26 protein-coding genes and 1 pseudogene are annotated in these 23180 nt (G+C 47.1%); 21 read left to right on the top strand and 6 right to left on the bottom strand.

The window, feature by feature from the left end:
- Positions 1-17: 17 nt before the first annotated feature.
- Positions 18-272: pseudogene (locus G3M70_13200) on the bottom strand (hypothetical protein).
- Positions 273-817: 545 nt separating this feature from the next.
- Here G3M70_13200 and sucC point away from each other — a divergent pair.
- Together sucC and sucD are read left to right on the top strand one after the other, a co-directional pair.
- Positions 818-1981 carry an ADP-forming succinate--CoA ligase subunit beta gene (sucC, locus tag G3M70_13195; protein ID QPJ62780.1) on the top strand — a complete coding sequence of 388 codons (1164 nt, stop codon included), beginning with the start codon at positions 818-820 and terminating at the stop codon, positions 1979-1981.
- The gene (gene sucD, locus G3M70_13190) at positions 1978-2847 is read left to right on the top strand and encodes a succinate--CoA ligase subunit alpha (protein ID QPJ62779.1); all 870 of its coding nucleotides are present in this window, start codon (positions 1978-1980) and stop codon (positions 2845-2847) included. Before sucC ends, sucD begins: the two co-directional genes overlap by 4 nt.
- Positions 2848-2890: 43 nt before the next feature.
- Here sucD and G3M70_13185 read toward each other — a convergent pair whose 3' ends face one another.
- Together G3M70_13185 and G3M70_13180 are read right to left on the bottom strand one after the other, a co-directional pair.
- Positions 2891-3331: a DUF1841 family protein gene (locus tag G3M70_13185; protein QPJ62778.1), complete on the bottom strand. Its 441-nt coding sequence runs from the start codon at positions 3329-3331 to the stop codon at positions 2891-2893.
- Between the two features lie 56 nt (positions 3332-3387).
- Positions 3388-3675, bottom strand: coding sequence for a hypothetical protein (locus G3M70_13180; protein QPJ62777.1), 288 nt, complete (start codon positions 3673-3675; stop codon positions 3388-3390).
- 153 nt (positions 3676-3828) lie between these two features.
- Here G3M70_13180 and G3M70_13175 point away from each other — a divergent pair, with 153 nt between their 5' ends.
- From G3M70_13175 to G3M70_13085, 19 genes are all read left to right on the top strand, one after another.
- Entirely contained in the window at positions 3829-4128 is a 300-nt protein-coding gene (locus G3M70_13175; protein QPJ62776.1) for a hypothetical protein, read from the top strand.
- Between the two features lie 383 nt (positions 4129-4511).
- The gene (locus G3M70_13170) at positions 4512-5732 is read left to right on the top strand and encodes a ferredoxin oxidoreductase (GenBank protein QPJ62775.1); all 1221 of its coding nucleotides are present in this window, start codon (positions 4512-4514) and stop codon (positions 5730-5732) included.
- 117 nt (positions 5733-5849) lie between these two features.
- A complete protein-coding gene (locus tag G3M70_13165; GenBank protein ID QPJ62774.1) occupies positions 5850-6719 on the top strand; it encodes a ferredoxin oxidoreductase in 870 nt (289 codons plus the stop codon).
- 18 nt (positions 6720-6737) lie between these two features.
- A complete protein-coding gene (locus G3M70_13160; GenBank protein ID QPJ62773.1) occupies positions 6738-7451 on the top strand; it encodes a ferredoxin oxidoreductase in 714 nt (237 codons plus the stop codon).
- A 21-nt stretch (positions 7452-7472) separates the two neighbouring features.
- Positions 7473-7736, top strand: a complete 264-nt coding sequence (locus G3M70_13155; GenBank protein QPJ62772.1) for a pyruvate ferredoxin oxidoreductase — start codon at positions 7473-7475, stop codon at positions 7734-7736.
- A 91-nt stretch (positions 7737-7827) separates the two neighbouring features.
- Positions 7828-8244 (top strand): nucleoside-diphosphate kinase, encoded by a 417-nt coding sequence (gene ndk, locus G3M70_13150; protein QPJ62771.1) that lies wholly within the window; start codon positions 7828-7830, stop codon positions 8242-8244.
- 33 nt (positions 8245-8277) lie between these two features.
- Complete coding sequence (locus G3M70_13145; protein QPJ62770.1) at positions 8278-8745, top strand: hypothetical protein; 468 nt, start codon at positions 8278-8280, stop codon at positions 8743-8745.
- Between the two features lie 83 nt (positions 8746-8828).
- The gene (locus tag G3M70_13140) at positions 8829-9038 is read left to right on the top strand and encodes a zinc ribbon domain-containing protein (protein ID QPJ62769.1); all 210 of its coding nucleotides are present in this window, start codon (positions 8829-8831) and stop codon (positions 9036-9038) included.
- Positions 9039-9081: 43 nt separating this feature from the next.
- Positions 9082-9507: a 6-carboxytetrahydropterin synthase gene (locus tag G3M70_13135; GenBank protein QPJ62768.1), complete on the top strand. Its 426-nt coding sequence runs from the start codon at positions 9082-9084 to the stop codon at positions 9505-9507.
- The gene (gene folE / locus G3M70_13130; GenBank protein QPJ62767.1) at positions 9491-10054 is read left to right on the top strand and encodes a GTP cyclohydrolase I FolE; all 564 of its coding nucleotides are present in this window, start codon (positions 9491-9493) and stop codon (positions 10052-10054) included. Before G3M70_13135 ends, folE begins: the two co-directional genes overlap by 17 nt.
- An 83-nt stretch (positions 10055-10137) precedes the next feature.
- Entirely contained in the window at positions 10138-11178 is a 1041-nt protein-coding gene (locus G3M70_13125; protein ID QPJ62766.1) for a PhoH family protein, read from the top strand.
- Positions 11179-11646: an rRNA maturation RNase YbeY gene (gene ybeY / locus G3M70_13120; GenBank protein QPJ62765.1), complete on the top strand. Its 468-nt coding sequence runs from the start codon at positions 11179-11181 to the stop codon at positions 11644-11646.
- 30 nt (positions 11647-11676) lie between these two features.
- Positions 11677-12165, top strand: a complete 489-nt coding sequence (locus tag G3M70_13115) for an HIT domain-containing protein (GenBank protein QPJ62764.1) — start codon at positions 11677-11679, stop codon at positions 12163-12165.
- An 8-nt stretch (positions 12166-12173) separates the two neighbouring features.
- Positions 12174-14834 carry a DNA mismatch repair protein MutS gene (mutS, locus tag G3M70_13110; GenBank protein ID QPJ62763.1) on the top strand — a complete coding sequence of 887 codons (2661 nt, stop codon included), beginning with the start codon at positions 12174-12176 and terminating at the stop codon, positions 14832-14834.
- Positions 14831-15745 carry an NAD-dependent epimerase/dehydratase family protein gene (locus G3M70_13105; GenBank protein QPJ62762.1) on the top strand — a complete coding sequence of 305 codons (915 nt, stop codon included), beginning with the start codon at positions 14831-14833 and terminating at the stop codon, positions 15743-15745. Before mutS ends, G3M70_13105 begins: the two co-directional genes overlap by 4 nt.
- Positions 15714-16418 (top strand): DUF4390 domain-containing protein, encoded by a 705-nt coding sequence (locus G3M70_13100; protein ID QPJ62761.1) that lies wholly within the window; start codon positions 15714-15716, stop codon positions 16416-16418. Before G3M70_13105 ends, G3M70_13100 begins: the two co-directional genes overlap by 32 nt.
- A complete protein-coding gene (locus G3M70_13095; protein ID QPJ62760.1) occupies positions 16396-18675 on the top strand; it encodes a HAMP domain-containing protein in 2280 nt (759 codons plus the stop codon). The genes G3M70_13100 and G3M70_13095 overlap by 23 nt, the downstream gene beginning before the upstream one ends.
- Before the next feature lie 159 nt (positions 18676-18834).
- Positions 18835-20274 (top strand): aldehyde dehydrogenase family protein, encoded by a 1440-nt coding sequence (locus G3M70_13090; protein ID QPJ62759.1) that lies wholly within the window; start codon positions 18835-18837, stop codon positions 20272-20274.
- A gap of 57 nt (positions 20275-20331) precedes the next feature.
- Positions 20332-20754, top strand: a complete 423-nt coding sequence (locus tag G3M70_13085) for a DUF1566 domain-containing protein (protein ID QPJ62758.1) — start codon at positions 20332-20334, stop codon at positions 20752-20754.
- Here G3M70_13085 and G3M70_13080 read toward each other — a convergent pair.
- The 3 genes from G3M70_13080 to G3M70_13070 form a co-directional block, all read right to left on the bottom strand.
- Entirely contained in the window at positions 20751-22376 is a 1626-nt protein-coding gene (locus tag G3M70_13080; protein ID QPJ62757.1) for a hypothetical protein, read from the bottom strand. The genes G3M70_13085 and G3M70_13080 overlap by 4 nt on opposite strands.
- Before the next feature lie 128 nt (positions 22377-22504).
- Entirely contained in the window at positions 22505-22858 is a 354-nt protein-coding gene (locus G3M70_13075; GenBank protein ID QPJ62756.1) for a MerR family transcriptional regulator, read from the bottom strand.
- A complete protein-coding gene (locus G3M70_13070) occupies positions 22836-23159 on the bottom strand; it encodes an integration host factor subunit alpha (GenBank protein QPJ62755.1) in 324 nt (107 codons plus the stop codon). The genes G3M70_13075 and G3M70_13070 overlap by 23 nt, the downstream gene beginning before the upstream one ends.
- Between the last annotated feature and the right edge of the window lie 21 nt (positions 23160-23180).

Below are 23180 nucleotides of genomic sequence, written 5' to 3'. Positions count from 1 at the left end.
TTATTCTCTTTCTATCCTTAAAAGTAAGTCATAGGTATTTTGAATTTCAAAGCTGCTTCCATGAGGGACTGGTTCACGTAAAAATCGTGTTCGGTGGATAAACGCTCAAAAGTCCGCCAGTGCATTCCTTTGGGTTTTAATCCATTGCCGTTCAATATTCCAGGTTCCCATCCCAGTCGTTCTCGAATCTTGTCTGCCCGCCTGGTTGCCCGATCCATTTCGTTCTCCATCTGACTGGTATAAAGCACTTGATTGCATTGCCTGCAGATAAAGGGGTCAAGTCTTTACTTGACTACAAGTTAAAATTATACAACCTCCGCAAAACCGCTCTCCAATGTTTTCTTCCATTAATAGTACGACTTTGGGACTTGGAATTTCATTGCGGCTCCCATGAGGGACTGGTTTGCATGAAAATCGGCTTCGACTTACAGTCGGACATAAGGAGCCTGGGCATACAAAGCAATAAAAAGAAGGCAAATCCATATATTCACTACAAGTGGAGAATCACCCTGCTTCGCGTCCCTCTTCGGAGAAGAGGGAATATTGTACTCCCCAAAAAACTAAAGCCCAGGGCGAGGTTCTTCTATTCAATACGTTAAACTCAGAAAAACAAGCTATGGTTTTTTGTCACCCCTTCGGCAGGGTACTGGTGTACGGTCAGGGAGATGTCTGCTGAAATCCGCGCAGGAGTTAATTCAGGCTCGAAATCGCTTTTGCAATCTGCCCCACCGCAGGCTGGAAACTTTTTGACAATCCGGGTGGCATGTGATAAAAATCGGCCTTCCATTTCACGACAAAAACCACTGAAAACACACCTATGAAAATTCACGAGTATCAGGGCAAACAACTGTTAGGCAAATACGGCGTTCCGGTTCCCAATGGCGTTCTCATCCACGATGCGAAGGATGCGGCCAAGGCGGCTACCAAAGTCGGCACCAAAATCACCGTAGTCAAGGCACAGATTCACGCTGGTGGACGCGGCAAGGGCGGCGGTGTAAAACTCGCCAAAAGCCCCAAGGAAGCGGAACAGCACGCCAAGAAGATTCTCGGCATGACGCTGAAAACCCACCAGACCGGGCCGGAAGGTCGCCTGGTGAAAAAGGTATGGATCGAAGAAGGCACAGACATCGCCCGCGAGCTCTACTTCAGTATGTTGCTCGACCGGCAGACCAGCCGCGTCATGATCATGGCTTCACAGGCGGGCGGCATGGAGATCGAGGAAGTTGCTGAAGAGACCCCTGAAAAGATCATCATTGAACAGGTCGATCCGATCATCGGGGTCCATCCTTACCTGGCACGGAAAATCGCGTTCGCACTGGGCCTCAGCGGAGCATCCCTTAAAGCAGCAATTCCATTTTTCATCAACCTCTACAAGTGTTTCATTGAAGAGGATCTGGCGATGCTGGAAATCAATCCGCTGGTGGTGACAGGTGACGACAAACTGATCGCTCTCGACGCAAAGGTCGAAGTGGAAGACAACGCCCTGTTCCGGCATCCCGAGACCAAAGAGTTTCGTGATCTGGACGAAGAAGATCCCAATGAAATTGAAGCATCCAAGCATCACCTGAATTACATCCAGCTTGATGGCAACATCGGCTGCATGGTCAACGGTGCGGGACTTGCCATGGCGACGATGGACATCATCAAGCACAGTGGCGGGGAACCAGCCAATTTCCTCGATGTCGGCGGTGGAGCCGATGAGGAGATGATTGAGAATGCTTTCAGGATTCTCAATGCAGACCCACGAGTCAAAGTAATTTTTATCAACATACTTGGCGGCATTCTGCGGTGCGACATCCTGGCCAACGGGGTGGTTTCCGCAGCTAAAAAGTTAAATGTCGATTGTCCTATTGTGGTGCGTATGGAAGGCACCAACCAGGAAGAGGGTCGGGAGATTCTGCACAACTCCGGCCTCGATTTCACAATGGGTGAAGGCATGAAAGACGCTGCCAAAAAAGCGGTACAGGCACTGAAAAAATGAGCATTCTAGTCGATGAAAAAACCCGGTTGATCGTCCAGGGTATTACGGGGCGTGAAGGCATGTTCCATGCCGAGCAATGCATGAAATACGGAACCAATGTTGTGGGCGGAGTGACCCCCGGCAAAGGCGGACAAAACGTCCTAGACAGCGTTCCTGTTTTCAATACAGTGAAAGATGCGGTCGACAAGAAAAAGGCCAATGCCACGATGATCTTCGTACCGCCGCCTTTCGCTGCCGATGCAATTCTGGAAGCGGCGGATGCAGGAGTTGAGCTGATCATCTGCATCACCGAGGGCATCCCGGTCAACGACATGATCAATGTCTACCGTTATATTGAAAATTCGGATTCCAGGCTGATCGGGCCGAACTGCCCGGGCGTTATTTCCCCCGGCAAGGCCAAAATCGGCATCATGCCTGCCCGGATTCACAAAAAAGGCAACGTGGGCATCATTTCCCGCAGTGGAACCTTGACTTACGAATGCGTGAGCCAGCTCACCGGACGCGGTATTGGGCAGTCCACCTGTGTCGGCATCGGCGGTGACCCCATTATCGGCACCCGCTATATTGATGTTTTGAAAATGTTCCAGAAGGACCGCTCAACCAAAGCGATCTGCATGATCGGTGAAATTGGCGGGACAGCTGAGGACGAAGCGGCTTACTTCATTAAAAAGAACATCACCAAGCCCGTGGTCGGATTCATCGCAGGGCAAACCGCGCCTCCCGGTCGAAGGATGGGTCATGCTGGAGCGATTATCTCCGGTGGCCAGGGAACAGCAGAAGGCAAGATGAAGGTGATGAAAAAGTGCGGCATTAAAGTGGTCAAGAGCCCTGCGGATATGGGCGCGACCATTGCAAAAGTTCTTTAAAAACCCCAAATAAAACCTAAAGTAACACTTGAAGCAGGAGGGCCTAACCCTCCTGCTTTTCTTTATTTAGGTACAGTTGGTCCAGTTCAGCCTTGTAGTCCAGGTTACTGAAAGTATCCCCCCGCCTGAAGTTCTTAAAATACATATCAGCATAAACTCCAATGATGGCATGCAGGATTTCATGCTCCTCACCGCCTTCATTTTTCAGCCGGTTGAATGTTTCAAGGACAAAGTCTGGAGTCTCGTCTGCTATCTGCTTATCTACGGTCACGTGTAAGACAGTATGAACAAACGGGTTGACCACTTTGCCATCTATCTCCTGCGGATAGACCGCCATTTCGCCCATCTTCCAGATTTCTTCGTATTCAGGATGCAGGTCCATTACATGAGCAATGCGCTCATCAATTTCGTCAATGTCCTGCCCTTCTATTCGCTGACCGGCAACGCGCAAGATACGTTGCTGGGTTTCCTTATCAAATTGCATGTCAAATTACTTTCAGTTAAAAACACCTTTGAAATCAAGGCGCTAGAATTATTTCATCATGGAGTTTCTGAGAAGTGGGTGCGCCTGGGTTTTCCATCGGCACCCCCATAAACCATGAACACCCGTTTGCCCTGGCGCACATGGTACTTGGCCCACGCAGGTGATTTTCCATCGTAGAAGGCACCGGGGTCCTCGCCTTCCGCCTTGAGAAAATCCGGCCAATCCAGGCCGGCCTCGAAGACATCGCCTAAAAGAGCATCCGAGGTAAACCCCTGCCCCTCCAAGCTGATTTTAGCCAGAAACTCCTGTATTTTTGCTGGGTCGTTTAACTCTAAAGGTTCCATAGTTAAAAATTAGAGGCAAAATGTGGATAATAGTTGCAAATTTTTTGAACCTTATGGTTCATTACGCTGTCCAAATAATAAGGAATTTGAGCCGACACCACAACCCGGAACAATATTTTGAGCGCAGACAATAACCTTCAGGAGCATTAAAGCATGCTGATTCAGGATAACTTAATTTTAAGCCGGGCAGAGCCCAGCGGCCATGGCGGGGTTCAATTTTTATATAGAGTAGGCAAATACGGAGTAGCTTGCGTCAGTCGCCCGCAGGAAGATGTCGCCCATATTAATTGGGAGGTCGATGTCATAAAATATAAAAACGACACGACCGTGCAATATGACCTGTGCCATACAACCGATCTGGCAAAAAAGACACTGAGCTTGAGGAATGACAAGGCCATGAACGAATTTCTTCAAAACGCATTTGACCATTTCAAGCAAATCCAGCAAAGCTAAGGTGGTTTTAAAAGAACGGATTTCCACCCCACTCCTTAGTTTTCTCTGCGAAAACTGCCAAATCATAAAAAACTCAACGAGCCCCGAAAACATTCACAAAAAAGGAAAGACAACTTAACCCCATTCAAATCAATGACTTGAATATAGAATTGAAAATAAAAAACCAGAATTATTAATGCGACCAGCGGAATGTTGAATTCATTACTAAAATTTTCAAATCCAAGGTTCAAATTGTTTGTAATGCCCTGACAAACATGGTAATTTTAGGGGCTGAAATCGCTGACCGGGGCAAAATAGCCCGGTTTGCGTGAAATCTATTTAGAATTTCACAGTTAGTGAATTGAAATAAATACGATAGACATCCAAGAACATGAGGAGTGGACATGTCCAATACGACAGCGCAAGTAGCCGGAAAACCCGCTGACTGGGTTCCCGCAGGTGATTTACAGGAAGTAAAAGACCCGGAATGGCTTTTTCATGAAGCTCCTCGGGAGCAGATTTTTATCACCGGCTCAGAAGCCGCCCGTGAAGCTATTCGAAGGAGCAACGTTGACATTGCCATTTCCTACCCGATCACCCCGCAGTCAGAAACCATGCAGCAGTGTGGTTACCTTTATGATGAAGGCTTTATCAAGGAATACTATCGCGGTGAAGAGGAAATTGGGGTTATGTCCGCATTGGGTGGGTCCTCACGTGCAGGTGTTCGTTCACTCACGGCAACATCCGGCCCTGGCCTGATGCGTGGCCTGGAAGCGATCTCCTCCTGGCCTGGTGCACGCACCCCGCTTGTCCTGCTTAATATGTGTCGCGTCATCAACACCCCACTCGCGATTCAACCGGATAACATTGAAATTTCTTTCCTGCTGAACACCGGTATCCTGCACGCACATGCCGAAAACCAACAGGACTTCTTTGATTACTCGATTGCAGCGTTCCTCGTTTCAGAAGAGGTTGACGTAACACTTCCTGCTGTTGTTTCCGTGGACGGGTTCTTCGTAACCCACGCTCGCGGCAACGTAAAGCTCTTTGACGAGAAATATAAAATTCCACCACGCGATGGCTGGCGTTCCGCTGTCCCGGCAATGGACAACGAAAATCCTCCGGCGCGCATCTCGCGTGACGCTCCTATTCAGAAAAGTAACTTCATCAGCTACCACATGCACGCTTCCTGGCAACAGGAAGTATTCGCAGCAGTTGAGCGCTCAGCCAAATACTGGCGCAGGTATATCGGCGATCTGGTTGAAGTGGTCAACCCTGATGCAGAAGAGTTCTTTGTTTCCTCAGGATCAGCGGTTTCCCAGGCACGTGAAGCGGTTCGCCAGGAAGAAGAAAAAGGCCGCAAGGTCGGGCTGGTTAAAGTCAAGACCACACGGCCATGGCCTAAAAACGAACTCATTGCAGCTCTTAAGAACTGCAAGCGAATTCTGGTTCCAGAATTCAATCAGGCTGGCTGGTTTCACAAAGAACTCTGCTCTACCATGTATGGCAATATTAAAGCAGACATCATTGGCGGTCCTCGTGTTTATGGTGGAATGACCATGCCAACTGAAATGCTGCTGGACTGGCTGAAAGAAACCCGTAAAGCAGCTGGCGAAAAAGTCTAATACCGTCAGGCTCGAAAATAACCGGGCCTGTTTCTTAGTAGATTCCAGAAGTCATGAATGTGGTGGCTTCCATAAATTTTAATAAATCCAGTTAAACATATAGAAAGGGAATATCCCATGTCATTTGAAACCATTCGTCCTTCCCCCGGTTATGAAGACATTCTCCCAATTGAGTACAGAGATCTGATCGAGCATGGACAGTACGGTCGCGATGTCAAGGTGACCGAAATGGGCAAATTTAAAGAATTGATTGAAGAACATCCCATGTGCGCAGGCTGTGCAATGACCCTGTTCATTCGTCTGGTCATGATCGCACTGCCCAATCCTGAGCACACTATTAATGTAGGAACCGCCGGGTGTGGACGTTTGGCTATCAGTCAGGCTAATATCCCGTTTATTTATGGCAATTATGGTGATACCAACTCGGTAGCATCAGGCCTGAAGCGCGGACTGGAACTTCGTTTCCCCAATCAGGCCAAGGACGTTGTCGTGATGGCGGGTGACGGTGGACTCATCGATATCGGGTTCCAGGGATTGATGCATAGCTGGTTCCGGAAAGAAAGATTCACGACCATCATGCTGGACAACGAAGTTTACGGCAATACTGGTGGGCAGGAAAGTGGTATGACCATGCAAGGTGCTGTATTGAAGATGGCTCCACGTGGCAAGGTTGTTGAGAAAATTGATGCATTGGGCCTGGCTCGAACAGCCGGTTGTGCTTACATTGCACGTATCGCTCCAACCAACCCAGCTCGTGTAGTTCGCACTGTCCGCCGGGCAATCCTGATCGCTCGCGAGATCGGGCCGACTTACATTCAGGCCTACACTTCCTGTAATATCGAGTACGCTATTCCAACTCCTGAAGTCATGCAGGACGCTTTTGATATTGAAAAAGAGCGTTATGGGTTCCATGAAGAAATGACCGATGAAGCCAAGGAATATATCACCCGTATTGAAAAAGAAGCGAAACAAAAAGCCAAGGCTTAAACAAGGAGGCATTTTTTCATGTCACAAGTTAAACGTTATAACGTCCGAATGGCCGGTCTCGGTGGTCAGGGAGTTGTTACCGCATCCCACATCATCAGTAATGCGGTAGTTATCTCCGGAGGACACAGTTCACTGGTCCCATTTTTCGGGTCTGAAAAAAGGAACGCTCCGGTTGAAAGTTATGTCCGCATCTCAAATAACGAAATCTATGAGATCGGGGAAATCGTTTATCCCAATGTTCTGATGATTTTCAGCGCACAGGTCATCACCTTGGGTAAATCTTATACGATGCCTTTTTACACCGGGTTGAAGCAGGGTGGTGAAATTCTCATCAACAACAACAAGCCCCTTCCATTTGTAGCGGATGAACAGCGTGAGTTGGAAGAGAAAGAAGCCAATATTTATTACCTGCCTGCAACTGAAATGGCCAATGAGGTCGCCGGAACTGAACTAGCAACCAACATGGCCATGTGTGGTGCCATGGCTGCCATTTTTGGAATGCCTGACATGAAGTCATTGGAAGCCTCTGTACAGGATCGCTTTATCGGTAAGGGAATCGTGGTATCCGGTGGTACGGCTGCTCTCGACTCCGTTATTGAAAAGAAATTTGCCAAGAAGCAGAAATTGCTCGAAGCGAATTTTAAAACCATTAAAGCATCCTACCAGTATGCCGTAGACCATAAATGGGGCGCTCAAAAAGACTCAGTCGACGGAAAACCCGTTCTGGTGTAATCTCTCTTAACTGGAGTAACCATGTACTACATTGCAGACGTAAATAAAGAGATTTGTGGGGCGACCAACTGTCACCTGTGTACCCAGTATTGCCCCGAAGCAAACTGTATCAATTACAGCGAGGAAGACAAATCCGCTTATGTATCCGTGGACCGTTGCAAGTCCTGCGAAATATGCGTTTACATTTGTCGGGATGTTGCCAAGAACAATGCCATTGAAATGAAATGGATCAATGATCTTAGCGACAAGTTTGTTATTAAAAAAGTCGGAGTTGTCATCCGCTGAGCACGATCTTTTAAAAAGGCATTTGGGCACAAGCCCAAATGCCTTTTTTTTGTTTTAGAAACCACCTATCAAAAGGATTCAATTCAACACTATGGAACTCACCTTCGCTATTATCAAACCTGATGCCGTAGAACGTAACCTCAATGGAAAAATTCTCGAACGGATTGAATCCAACGGGTTCAAAATCGCTGCGATGAAAAGAGCCCGGCTTACCCAGTCCGTTGCTGAAGGATTTTATTACGTCCATAAGGAACGCCCGTTTTTCAAGGACCTCACAACCTTCATGGCTTCCGGGCCTGTCACCTTACTTGTCCTTGAAGCAGAAGGGGCCATCAAAAAGTGGCGTGACCTGATGGGAGCTACCAACCCCAAAGACGCGGCTGAAGGTACCATTCGAAAGGATTTTGCCGTTGATATCGAAAAAAACTCGGTTCACGGGTCCGATTCGGCTGAAAATGCAGCTTTTGAAATATCATATTTCTTTAGCCAAACTGAAATCCTACGATAAACTGGGAGTATCTCTACTTTTGAGGACACTTCCATGAAAACTTCAAATTTTGTTTTAAAGTTCTTTCTTTTTCTTTTAATCGCAGGCTTCAGTTCAGCAGCTTTTGCCGTTGAGGAAAAAACTGAATACCACCTATTCAAAAATCCCGAAAATTACGGCCTCCTTATTTTTCCAAAGGGAGCTGCATCCAGGGAACTTGAAGAATTCATAGGGACCTTGGATTTTATCCCTGTAGCCTCTGGCAATGCAGTCATGCGTTTTGGTGAAAAGAAAGAAAACATGACCAAAATGATGCCACTGGAAGTTCAGGAAAAGCATGGAATAAAAAAGTTCATCATCCTGCAAATTCTGGCAGCTAAAAAGGGCATTTTGGTGGGAATCTACGAGCAGCAATATGGACTGACACTTCCACCTACGATTTACAAACTGGAAGACATTAAAAAGAATATCCCAAAGACTCTCGACCTGTTCAGGGATCAGGATGGTCAACGAAAAACCTGACTGTTGAAAACAGCAGACTCACCCCTGTCCGCCCTGCCCTATAAAGACAAACGGTCGAGTCGAATGTAAGAAAGGCCAAGAACATGCCATTTTATGAATACGAATGTGAAAAATGTAAGGAAACATTCGAAGCACTTCAAAAACCCAGCGACCCACCATTGGAAATGTGTGACCCGGAAACCTGCAAACACGGCGGCGGGGGAAAGGTTAAGAAAATCATCACCGGTACAAATTTTCATTTATATGGTCCCGGGTTTTACTCAACAGATAATAAAAGAAAATACCTTAAATAATCTGGAACACCAGGTTTAACAATCCAAACTCAAAAAAACTGACATGGTATTTATTACTAAAAAACTGGACTTCTGTGCCAGCCATCGACTCTACAACCCTGCTTTTTCTGATGAAAAAAATCAGGAGATATTTGGGCTTTGCAACAACCCGAACGGGCATGGCCACAACTACGTTCTCGAAGTAACCGTTTGTGGTGAGGTAGCAGAAGATACTGGGATGGTTCTCGATTTAAAGTCACTTAAAGGGCTTGTTCAAAAGGAAGTCATCGACAAGGTGGACCACAAGAACCTGAATGTGGATGTCTCTTTTCTCAACGGTGTCATCCCGACAGCAGAAAATCTGGCAGTAAAATTCTGGGATATTCTTGAGCCTCACATACATGGGGGGAAGCTGTACCAGATCAAATTATTCGAATCCGAACGCAACTTTGTAATATATCGAGGGGAACACTGTGAAAGACTTGATTAGAGATATTCTGTTGCAACTTGGAGAAGACCCTTCCCGGGAAGGCCTGCAGAACACGCCGGAACGGGTTCAAAAGTCTCTCAAATTTTTAACCAGCGGCTACATGACCAATATCAAGGAAATCGTCAATGATGCCCTGTTTGAAAACCATGAAACCGACGAAATGGTCATTGTCCGGGATATCGAGCTCTACAGCCTGTGTGAGCACCATATGTTGCCTTTTTTTGGGAAAGCCCAGGTAGCCTACCTGCCGAAGGGCCGCATCATTGGTCTCAGTAAAATCCCCAGGATTGTCGATGCTTTCAGTCGCCGCTTGCAGGTACAGGAAAATCTCACCACCCAGATCGCCAACTGCCTGCAGGAAACTCTGGACCCACAAGGGGTGGCTGTTGTGATCGAGGCCCATCATCTTTGCATGGCCATGCGCGGTGTCCAGAAACAAAATTCCTACACCACCACAAGTTCAATGCTGGGCCTTTTTAAAGAGGATCCTCGAACCCGGGGGGAATTCCTTTCTCTAATCCGAGGCACCACAGGTCCCTCCTGGTAGCCCGCTCAAACCTTTTATTTAAAATAAATTAGAAGATTCCCCGCTTTGACAAGTGAAAGCCGCGCCCGCTATAATAGCAGTAAATGACTGCTAAAAACCAAACCTCACCACCCTCTTCCACCACCCGGGAACGGGTCCTGGAATCCAATGAGTTCATTCCCGAAATTTTCGGGACCCAGGACACAAACCTGAAGGCCATCGAAAAAAAATTTGACGTCCGTATCACAACACGTGAAAACCAGATCCGGATCAACGGTCCTGAAAAAGCAGTTGAAACAGTCGACCGTCTCCTTGTCCAACTGCACACTTTGATGGGAAAGGGGGTACAGCTGGTCAATGGCGATATCAAATTCGCTATCCGGCTTATGGCTGATGATCCGGATGTAGATTTGGTTGGCCTGTTCAACGAACGCATCTCGGTTTCCCCAAAGATTGGTTACATCACACCTAAAACTCCAGGGCAGCGCGAGTTAATTCACGCTATCCGTGAAAATGATATCGCACTGGTAGTTGGGCCGGCTGGAACAGGCAAAACTTATCTCGCTGTGGCTCTCGCTGTGGAAGGTTTCCTAAAACGTCAGTTTCAGCGCATTATTCTGGCGCGCCCAGCGGTAGAAGCTGGTGAAAAACTGGGATTTCTTCCCGGAGACATATCAGAAAAAATTAATCCTTACCTCATGCCATTGTACGACGCTCTTTATGACATGGTAGAGTTCAATCAGGTTCAGCAAATGATCCGGGAAGGTTATATCGAGATCGCCCCTCTTGCCTATATGCGGGGCCGTACGTTGAACGATTCATTTATCATTCTTGACGAAGGGCAAAACACAACTCCGGAACAAATGAAAATGTTCCTCACCCGGCTCGGCTTCCGCTCTAAAATGGTAGTGACCGGAGACATCACCCAGGTGGATCTTCCCAGAGGTACCCTGTCAGGCCTGATAGAAGCCCATGAAATCCTGAAAGGGATCGAAGGGATCAAGGTCATCAAGTTCACAGAAAGGGATGTTGTCCGGCACGAACTGGTTAAGAAAATCGTTCGGGCCTACGATCGAAAAGACAGTGGTTCCAATTCCGGACAAAGAGGTGCCGGTTTTGCGCCGGTTGAGAAACGCCCGGAATAAATGGAAGTACTGGTCAGAAACGCTCAGAGGAAAATAGCGCTGGATAAGGCTCAGGTAAAGTCCAGAACAATTAAGGTGCTAAAGGCATTAAAACTTGAAAAAATAGAACTCAGTGTACTGATCACAAACGATGTTAAAATCAGGGAACTGAACTACAATTACCGGGAGCAGGACAAACCAACCGATGTCCTTTCTTTTCCTCAGGAAGAGGATGCAATAGACGAAAACGGGTACCGGCTATTAGGTGACGTAGTGCTCTCGGCTGAGACCGCAAAAAAGCAGGCTGAAGAACATCACCTGACTCTCGATCAGGAGTTGATGTTGCTCATCATTCATGGCGTTTTACATCTTTTAGGGTACGACCATGAACAGTCACGTAAGGATGCGGCTTTTATGAAAAAGAAAACCAAAACTTTATTCCTGGAATTGTTTCCCGGAGTGCTACCCTCCGGAACCAGCAATTTCTGAATGGGGCATTGCCCCGGAAAGAACTGAGAAATGGAATCCCTCTGGGCTCCATGGAGAATGGAATACATTCAAAGTATCAAATCCGGTGAATGCATTTTTTGCACGCTCCCTCCCCAGAACGACGATCACAAGAACAAGATTCTCTATCGCGGTACAACTTGTTTTATCATAATCAACACATTCCCGTATTCAAACGGTCACCTGATGGTCACCCCTTACCGACATCTTTCCTGCCTCACCAAGGTCAACCCGGAAGAACTCGAAGAGTCCGGAAAGCTGATTCAGAAAACTGTAGAAATACTTCGGGAAGCTTACAACCCCGATGGTTTCAATGTCGGATACAACATTGGAAAAAGCGCGGGGGCAGGGTTTGATGAACACATCCATGCCCATATCGTTCCCCGTTGGGCAGGCGATACTAACTTCATGCCCGTGTTGAGCGAAACTAAAGTTCACCCTGAGCATCTCGAAGCCACCTATTCCCGTTTACAACCCCACTTTCAAAACCTCTCCCTCTAGTCAAGCTGATGAGCAAGGTCAAAAACAAGACGTCTTCGTCTGTTGAAGATACACCTATGATGCAACAGTACATGAGCATCAAAGGAGAACATCCCGATTCGATTCTGTTCTTCAGGATGGGTGATTTTTATGAAATGTTTTTTGAGGACGCAAAAAAAGCAGCATCTATTCTTGAAATCGCTCTGACCAGCCGCAATAAAAATAAAGAGCAGCCGATCCCCATGTGTGGCATCCCCCACCATTCATCTGCACTTTATATTGCCAAGCTCATTAAAAAGGGACAGAGCATTGCTATCTGTGAACAGGTAGAAGACCCGAAACAGACCAAGGGAATTGTTAAACGCGAAGTCGTACGCGTGATTACACCGGGAACCGTCCTTGAAGATCACCTGCTCGACCCAAAGAACAATCACTACCTTGTTTCAATTTATCAGGATGAAAAGGGCACCGGTCTGGCCTCGGTGGATATCTCTACCGGACATTTCCAGGTCACACAAATTGAGGGAAAGGATGCACTTCATCTCCTGCAGGATGAACTGGCTCGAATGGAGCCCAGGGAAATTATTTGCCCGGAATCACTTCTGCCGTCAAACGGAAATGGAATGAGCACTTTATCAACCTTGTGCGAAAACTGGCGTCCCCGGGAGAGTTGGACCTTTCACGCCGCACAAGCCAAACGCAGTTTGCTCGAACATTTTAAAACGCAATCTCTGGATGGCTTCGGATGCAGTCATCTGCCCCTTGCCATTTGTGCAGCCGGGGGCCTGATCCACTACCTGATTGAAACTCAAAAAACTACGCTCCAACACATCAACCGGATTTCCACAGTTCATCTGGACGACTTCATGTTACTGGATGAAGCCACGGTCCACAGTCTCGAACTGGTGCGCTCAAGCAATGGTGAAAGAAAACACTCTCTGCTGGGGCTGCTTGATCAAACGTTAACGCCCATGGGAGCTCGCACGGTTCGTGAATGGATTTTAAAACCTCTTGTCCACTGCGAACAGGTGGAGTCGCGTCTGGATAAAGTGGGTTTGTTCACGGAGAACCCTATGCTCCGCCAGGAAATCCGGGAGCACCTGTCCGGGGTCCTCGACCTCGAGCGATTGCTGGCCCGCATCTCACTTGTCACCTGCAATCCACGCGAACTGGTTTCCCTGAAAACCTCCGTCGCCCGCTTTCCCTTACTGCAACAAACCCTTGATTCCGTTTCCTCTCCTGTCTTAAAAAGTTTTCTGGACCATTGGGATAACTTGCAGGAAGTCCACGACATCATTGATCGATTCATTGTCGATGACCCTCCTCTGGCATCCAAGGGCGGGCATATTATAAAAGAAGGCCAGGATCCGGAACTTGACCGATTAAAAACGGTTTCGCGAACAGGGAACCAGGAAATCGCCGCTCTTGAATCGCGTGAACGCGAAAGAACACGCATTACCCAGCTTAAAGTCGGCTACAACAAAATTTATGGATACTTTCTTGAGGTCACCAAAAAAAACCTGGACCGCGTACCCGACGACTACATCCGCAAACAATCGCTGGTGAATGCGGAGCGATTCATCTGTCCTGAGTTAAAGAAACTTGAGGAAGACATCAGTGGGGCTGAGGAAAAAATAAAAGAAATGGAACAAGTGTTGTTCCAGAAAGTACGGGAACAAATCTCTGCTGAAGGCAGACGCATTCAGGATATGACCCGGATAATCAGTCAACTCGATGCACTCGCTGGATTTGCCGAACTATCCCACCGCAGCGGATACAATCGACCGCAAATGAATAACGACGACCGACTCATTATAGAAAATGGAAGGCATCCCCTGGTAGAATCAATAGACCCCTCTCAAAATTTCACTCCCAACGATTGCCACCTCGACTGCCAGGACCACCAGGTGATTATCATCACTGGCCCCAACATGGCCGGTAAATCTACCTATTTGAGACAGATTGCATTGATCGCTTTGATGGCTCAGATTGGCTGCTTTGTTCCTGCCGACGCGGCAAAGGTGGGGCTGGTCGACCGGATTTTTTCACGGGTGGGAGCGCAGGACCATCTGGTTAGAGGTCAGTCCACCTTCATGGTGGAAATGAACGAGACAGCGAATATCCTGAACAATGCCACTTCCCGCAGCCTCATCATTCTTGATGAAATCGGACGCGGCACCAGCACCTTCGACGGCCTAAGCCTGGCCTGGGCCATTGTTGAATATCTGCATGGATCAGATGGGCTTGGGGCCCGGACCTTATTTGCGACGCATTACCATGAATTGACCGAACTGGCGATACTTCACCAAGGCGTGCAAAACAGGCAGGTTCAGGTCAAGGAATGGAACGACGAAATCATTTTTCTACACAAAATCGCTGAAGGCGGGGCTGACAGAAGTTACGGCATTCAGGTCGCCCGCCTGGCTGGTCTTCCGGAATCGGTCCTGCAGCGAGCCAGAGAGATTCTTGGAAACCACGAAAACAATGAGTTCGATGCCGCCGGATTCCCCAAGCGAGGACTTAAAGAAAGACCCCATGAAGAAATACCGCAGCAATTAGGTCTCTTCCAGGAGTCTGCCTCTCCTCTTGTCAAAGCCATCCAAGAAGTGGACCCGGATAGCCTTACACCGCGTGAAGCGCTCGACAAGCTGTACGAATTAACACGGCTCATCAAAATGGACAAACCATGAATATCCTGCTCACAGGGGGCGCAGGGTTCATAGGTTCACATGTCGCAGATGCCTATCTTGCCGAAGGCCATAAGGTGGTAGTAGTCGATAACCTGTCTACCGGAAATAGAGAATTGGTCCCAAAAGGCGCAATTTTTTACCCTGTCGATATCACGTCTTCGGATATTTATCAGATCATGGGTGATGAAAAGATTGAGGTCATCAACCACCACGCGGCCCAGATTTCGATTCAGGAGTCGGTCCAAAACCCGGATAAGGACGCTAACTCCAATATTATCGGGACTTTACAATTACTCCAAAATGCTATATCTTTTAAAGTTGCGAGGGTTGTCTTTGCCTCAACGGGGGGCGCAATTTACGGAGAATTGAACAGTGTATCGGCTGATGAATCTACACCCCCTGCTCCCTACAGTCCTTATGCCATTTCAAAACTGTGCGCTGAACATTATCTAGACTTCTTTAAAAATGTGCATGGGCTGGACCGGGTAATTTTGCGGTACAGCAATGTTTTTGGCCCAAGACAAAACCCCCAGGGGGAAGCGGGGGTGGTTGCCATCCACTGCCACCGGTTAGCCAGGGGAGATCAACCCATCATTTTTGGAGATGGAGAGCAAACACGGGATTTCATTTTTGTCCAGGATGTGGTCTCTGCCAATATAAAGGCTCTGGATGAAAACATTACAGGGGTTTTCAATGTAGGAACCGGTCGGGAAACATCGGTAAACGAGCTGACCAAAACCCTTATTGATATCTCCGGAAAAGAGACGGAAATAGACTATCAACCTGCTAAAGCGGGTGATTTGATACGAAGCGCCATCAACCCCAAACGATTTAACAACCTTGGCTGGTCATCTGAACACAGCCTTAAGGACGGCTTACTTGAAACATATCGATACTTTGAAAACTCCTGAATCAACCCGATCCAAAATCTGCCTGGCTCTTCTCGCAAGTATGCTGATATTCGTCACTCCGTCTTTTGCGGACGAAGACCCTGGCATTGTGAATATTGGTGTCAAAGCAAGTGAACGCCTGGTTATGGTCGATGCGTTACTCATTGAGGCTTTTACCGAAAGTACCATGGAAGCGGTGGAAAGCGGTGTTCCCTTAACGTTCACCTATGAAGTTGAACTGGTTGAAAAAGTAGATGTTCTGCCAGACAGAACCGTCAGCAGGAATACTGTTGTGAATACGGTCCAGTATGACAGCTTAAAGGGCGTTTACACTTTCACCTCAAACGGTAAGGGAGTGAAACGTAAAGTCGTTACCAAAAGACCAAAACGTTTTCAGGAGTTAATGCTGACACTACAGAATATCCCACTCGCACCCGTTCATAAACTTGACGAAGATGTACAATATTTTGTGCGAGTCCGTGCCGAAATGGAGGCCGAAGGATTCGGCTTTCCCTTCAACTACCTGTTGTTTTTCGTTCCTTTCGATGAATTTGAAACCGACTGGGCCGAATCTTCTCCGCTCATACTGGATCCTGACCTGACGTTTTCCATCGAAGCAAATGAAGGTGAAAAAAGCTCACCGAACGAAACCGATTCGAGGGGAATAAAGAATGTCGTCCGGTCCTTCAATTAGTTCTAATCCGTTTAACACCACCCTCACTGAAGCTGAGATAAGAAAAAAACGTTCACGCGCACGATGGCGCCTTGCGCTTATTTTCCTTGCTCTGGTCGGCCTGACGGGGCTTGAAGTCTATCTGCTACAGGAACGTTCTTCAATATCGGACAATATTCCTGTTCTGCTGCTTTTCAATATAATCCTGATCCTGCTGTTTCTCCTGATCGTCCTGATCGTTCGAAACTTTGTCAAACTCCACAACGAACGAAAAAGCCGCATTCTGGGTTCCCGTTTCCAGACAAAACTGATTGTCGCGTTCCTGACACTGGCGCTGGTACCTTCCATTCTCCTGTTTTTTGTTGCCAGTAAGCTTTTCAGCTACAGCGTAGGAAACTGGTTCAGTTTTCAGGTCGAAGATTCGCTGCAGCAATCCATGGAAGTGGCACGGGAATATTATTCCTATGTAGAAAAACAGAGTCACTTCCATGCTCAACAATTGGAAAAACAGATCACCGGAAATCAATTGTATCGCCAGGAAAAGCGGGTAGACCTGGATCAACTCGTTGCTAACAAGGTAGTGGATTACAATCTTGGAGCCCTTTTCATTTACGATAATGCCGGGCAACTGGTTGCGGCAAGAACCCATCCTGATTCTAAATTAAATTCTGAACCCGAAGATTTTCTGAGTTTGATCCGGGCCAGCACAGGAGATGAAAGAATCTCTGAAGTTCGTTCTTACAGGGGAGAAAACTATCTTTCAGTCCTGGTTCCTCTTACGCAGAAAGTAGAAGATGGGTCCACAGTCTGGGGCTATATTGTGACCCTCTCTGAAATCCCGAAATCGTCTTTGATGAAAATCGGCAATATACAAAACATGTTTGAGCAATATAAAAAGCAAAGCTTGCTTAAACTCCCTGTCAGTGCCAATTATTATTTCACATTCCTCCTGATCACCCTGTTGATTTTATTTTCAGCCATCTGGCTTGGAATTTATCTCGCACGTGGAATCACCATCCCCATTCAACAGTTGGCTGAAGGTACGCGGCGCGTTGCGAGTGGTGACCTTAACGTCCGTATTCGACTCGACACCACGGATGAAATCGGAATACTCGTGACTTCATTCAATCAAATGACCGGTGAGCTGCAGGAAAACAGAAAGCGGATTGAGCAAGCTAATGAAGATTTAAAATCAACAAATTTTGAGCTGGAGCGTCGGCGAAACTATATTGAAACGGTACTTGAAAACGTGGGTGCCGGAGTAATTTCTATCGACAAGAAAGGGCTTGTCACTACATTCAACAATGCTGCGAAAAGAATTCTGGGGTATTCCAAAAACAATCCCATGGGCTCCACTTACAAGGATGCATTTCCACCCTCCTTTCACGACCCTATCCGACAAATGATCAGAAAGATGAGTCGGGAAAATAGCAGGCTTATGCAGGAGCAGGTTGAAATAACCTTGGGAGACGCCCCGTTGAATCTGCTTGTGAATCTGAATTTTATGCTCGACCACTCCAAAAAATATCTTGGGTTGTTGATCGTGTTCGAGGACCTGACACAACTGATCAAAGCGCAAAAGGTAGCTGCCTGGCAGGAAGTGGCACAGGGAATTGCACATGAAATCAAAAACCCGCTAACCCCGATTCAACTAAACACACAACGACTAAAAAAGAAATACTATGAGGACAAGGTTACGTTCTCCAAGGTCTTTGATGAAAGTATTGACATCATCACCCAGGAAGTGGAAGGGATGAAACAACTCCTCAATGAATTCCTGAGATTTTCCCGCATGCCGACACCAAGCCCCAGGGCGACCCCGATACACCCATTGATCAAAGATGTGATTCGACTATACGAAGGACATGAAAAAAATATACGCATCACCACTCGTTTTGATCCTAATCTGCAGAACCTGTTCCTGGACCCGGATCAGATTCGTCGGGTATTCATCAACCTGTTTGATAATGCTCTTGATGCCCTGTCTGCAGAAGGTAATATCATCATCAACACCTGGCTTCATTCCGATACCGGGCGAGTCCGAATAGAATTTTCCGACGATGGCAAGGGAATCCAGCCTCAAAACAGGGAAAAGTTGTTCTTACCGCATTTCACAACCAAAAAACGAGGCACGGGGTTGGGACTTGCGATTGTCAGCCGAATCATTATCGACCATAACGGATTAATTCAGGTCCGAGACAACCACCCAAGGGGCACCACCTTCATTATCGAACTTCCGGTTTCAAGTTCACAGGACATCCCGGAAAGAGTGGCCTGAACCATTTTGTCATTAACCTACTCAAAATCTTATTTTTGAATAAGCGCAGCTCCCCTTGAAACATTTCAGTTTTTTCTTACAATAGGTACCACAACTTTCTAAAAACGAATAAAGGCCCTGACAACCGGCCTGCGAGTAAATAAACTTCAGGATTTTCAAATGACGCAAAAACATCCCTTTATGATTGGAAGGTCCTGGGAAAATGCAGACCACACCATCCCGGTAACCAATCCCTACACACAACAGGTATTCGCAGAAGTGAGCCTGGCCAACCCATCTACGATTGACCGAGCTATTGCGCTTGCAGGGGATGCCTTCGAAACCACTCGACGGTTGCCCTCTCATAAGCGAGCCAGCATATGCTCTCAAATTGCCAAAGGGATAAAGAAACGACAGGAAGAGTTTGCCGAAACCATAACCATTGAATCCGGAAAACCCTTACTGTATTCGCGAGGTGAAGTCGCCCGATCCATTTCAACATTTAATCTTGCTGCTGAAGAAGCGACCCGTATTCCAGGGGAAATGCTTAACCTGGATATCACCGAAGCCGCGCAGGGAAAAACAGGAATCGTAAAGCGTTTTCCTCTTGGGCCTGTTTCCGGTATTTCTCCTTTCAACTTTCCCCTGAATCTGGTGGCTCACAAAGTTGCCCCCGCTTTAGCGGTTGGCAATCCCATTGTGTTAAAACCTTCTTCGCTGACACCCCTCACCGCTTTGCTATTGGGAAGGGTGATTGCCGAAACGGATGCTCCAGAAGGATCAATCAGTATTTTACCCTGTCGATCATCCGATGCCACGGCACTAGTTGAAGATGACCGGCTCCAAATGGTGACATTTACAGGCAGCCCTCCAGTCGGGTGGGATATCAAATCGCGAGCCGGAAGGAAACGCGTCACACTGGAGCTTGGTGGCAACGCCGGTGTGATCATCGAACCGGATGCTGATCTGGAAACTACAGCCAAACGCGTATGCTTCGGAGCCTTTGCCTATTCTGGTCAGGTTTGCATTTCCGTCCAACGCACCTTTGTACATGAATCAATTATTGATTCTTTTAAAGATAAACTTCTGAATGAAGTTTCAACTCTGAAACGAGGGGATACTTTGCTGGACACGACCACCATCGGCCCTCTCATTGATCTCGAAAATGCGAAACGAATTGAACAATGGATTGACGAAGCGGTCAGTGGCGGTGCCAAGCTTCTCACTGGCGGAAAACGCGATGGTACTTTTGTAGAGCCTGCTGTATTGACTCAGGTCAATCCAAAATACCAGGCTGTCTGCCAGGAAGCTTTTGGCCCCCTGATGATTCTTGAACCGTATGGGGATTTTCAAGACGCATTGCGTTCAGTCAATGATTCGGCGTTTGGTCTGCAGGCAGGTGTCTTCACTAACCAACTGGACAAGGCTTTCAATGCTTTTAACGAACTCGAAGTCGGAGGGGTTGTGCTAAATGATGTTCCCACATTTCGTGTCGACAACATGCCCTATGGAGGTGTCAAAGATTCGGGAATGGGTCGCGAAGGCATCAAGTACACCATTGAAGAAATGACTGAAATCAAACTACTGGTCATGGACCAATACCTGGGGAACGACTTATAATAAAACTCGAAATAAAAACTTTCCCAATCCATCTGCTAACCCTTCAAGGACCTATTCATGAGCCAGGATGAACGATTTATTGACAACGGAAACGGCACCATAACTGACAAGAAGCAAAACCTGATGTGGAAAAAAACAGATTCTTTCCAGGACACAAAAAAATGGAAGAACTGGTTTACCGGTCATGAATATATGCAAATCGTAAACCTGGAACGATTTGCCGGACATGAGGACTGGCGGTTTCCCTGGGAGTTTGAGGCCTTTAACCTTCTTGATCTTGAGAAAAGCAATACTGATAAATATGGTGACTCTATTTATATCGACCCCATTTTCGAGCCCGGTAGTGCAGGGGTGACCTGGACAGAAGATACGAAAGATTCATCCGCCCTCATCATCCAGTATGAAGATGGCATGAAAGTCTGGCCCTCCCAGTATGCCAACCTGAACATGGCTGTCCGTCTTGTTCGAGACCTGTCTTAAAGCCCTGCCCTCTTTTCCAGTTGCATCATACTCGGTGGATATCTAACTTTAACTGTTTCTTCCGAAGTGGGTGTGTAAGGAAACCAGGGGTGAACAACAAATTTGATAGCACTTGGAGTCGACACAAACCGCTGTCCCAATTCGTTATAACGCTCAGCTGTTACTTGAAGCTCAAGTTCCGCTCCTTCAGGCAGAGTGAATAACCGAAATGCAGATTTCTTGAGGTCAAGGCTCGCGGCTCCTGTCACAAACTCAGGGCCCTCCTCACTTCCGTTTAAAACCACCTTCCCCGTATTTTTTGGAAAGTTTAACGTCCAGAGGTAACGGGTTTTAAATCCTCTGGCCCGGGCGTTCAATCCAATGGGATCGAGAAACTGGACCATCGGCCTTCCATTTTCCAGGAAAAAATAAAGGTTCAGTAGCGGCCATTTGACCTGGTCTTCTTCAAAAACTTTTTTAGCCATTCGAAAACAGCGTTCATGTTTCATGATCTCGGACACTTTTATTCGTCTGTCCGCTGCAAGACTTCGTCTTAACTTCAGAGCTTCGGGGTCATTGAGGTAACAGGTTGAACGCGCAATCCAGTCAGCGCCTTCGTTGCCTCTGGAAGGGTCGGCCGCCTCGTATAAAACTGACATCAAGGCCTTTTCAACTTCAGGAAAAGTGTTGCGCCCCATTTCTGTGACAAGTTTGAACAATTGTTCCCATTGTCCTGATGCAACCAGAGCTTTCGCATCGGCAATCACCTTGTCTTTAAATACAGACGGCCCAGGCGATGACATGACCACATCCTTGCCATCGAACACAGTTTGTTTTAAAAATTTGTATCGCGCCGGATGGGAATACTTGAAGTAGGGATAATGAATGTACGCTGCAATTGAATTAGCAAAATCTTCTTGTGGATTTTCCCTGGAATAGGTTGGGAGATGTCTACCCGACACGGGAGCATAGTTGGGTATTTCAGGGTCATTTTTCAGGGTGTAGATATAATCTCCATCAGGTCGCGCATCAAGAGGCGGCAAATTTAAAATACTGAAACCGGCAATTTCGAGCCAATCTTTACCAAAACTCAGCATGCCTCTCGAAATATCCATTGCGTGTCCCATTTCATGGTGCACAATATTTTCCAGATCCGCTTCTTCTTCGGAAAACAGGGAATCATAAAACTCCAGCCTGAAAGTATCATCCTGAAACACCGCCATGTGAGATTTCAAGACCTGGCGGTAAACAGTTGTGAACTTCGGAAAAGTGGCTGCGGGAATTCTTCCACCGGCCCCCTGCTGATGTTTTGATGGGAAGGCCGAAAGCCGTATCAATTTTGTAAGTCCTGGTAGTCTGTAAAAACTGTCTGGCAGTCGCTCAAACACCCGGTGCATGGTTCTTATCTCATCCGCCTTCCATCCCGGTGAAGCATCCATAAGTTCATAACCAAAAGCATCTTTGAATTTCTTACGGAGTGTTTCTATTTCTTCCCGATAATTCCCTTTATATTCGTAAAACTTTCGCTTTTGGGTTTCGGGCTTGGTGGAAGGAGGCGACTGCGCAAGAGTAGAAACGCAAAAAGCCATGGAGAAAAACAAAAACCCAAACACACCTATTGATGATCGAACCATTCGGAGCATGTTTCACCTCGGAAAAAGAGCCTTACTTCCAAGTTACCAAAACGAACCGTCCAACTACAAGGAAATAAAAAGGGAATTGGTTTACAGCCAGATTGTGAGAAATAAAGCGGGGGGAAAAGGAAGGGAGATTAGCTTTCCAGAATTTTTAAAATAGATTTTAATTCAGATTTGATCTGATCTTTCCACCCATGGAATTTTTCGCGGTCAAAGCCAAAGTCCAGTTGGGATCCGGGTTTTTTACGCTCTTTCAGCTTTTGCTTGGCTCCAGCCAGAGTAAACTTATCAGTGTATAGAAGTCTTTGAATTTCCAGCACCATTTCAACATCCTTTTTCTGGTACAAGCGCTGCCCGGATCGGTTTTTTGTTGGCTTCAACTGATCAAACTCGTCCTCCCAATAACGAAGAACATGCTGTTCCAACCCAGCAATCTCTGCTACTTCCCCAATTTTAAAAAATAATTTATCCGGAATCATCTGACTCATGGGTAGTTCGGTTGGTTGCCTCCAATAAATGGCGGCTTGGTTTAAAGGTAAGGACGGTCCGGGGCTGAATCGTAATGGGCTCGCCTGTTTTGGGGTTGCGCGCTCTACGCGCATTTTTCCGCCGGAGGTTGAAGCTAGCGAATCCAACGATTCGAACATTCTCTCCACGCCCCAACGCGGATTTTATTTCTTCAAGAATCACTTCTACGGCATTGAGCGCTTCAGACCGGGTGAACCCGACTCGCTCATAGACATGATCTACCAGATCGGCTTTGACCACCGTTTCCTGTTCAAGTGCCATAGATGGTCTTTTCTCCTTTTG

The sequence above is a fragment of the Candidatus Nitronauta litoralis genome (genome assembly GCA_015698285.1).
Lineage (GTDB): Bacteria > Nitrospinota > Nitrospinia > Nitrospinales > Nitrospinaceae > Nitronauta > Nitronauta litoralis.
The sequence above is the reverse complement of the archived record's forward strand: the minus strand, read 5'-3'. Positions and strand labels throughout refer to the sequence as shown.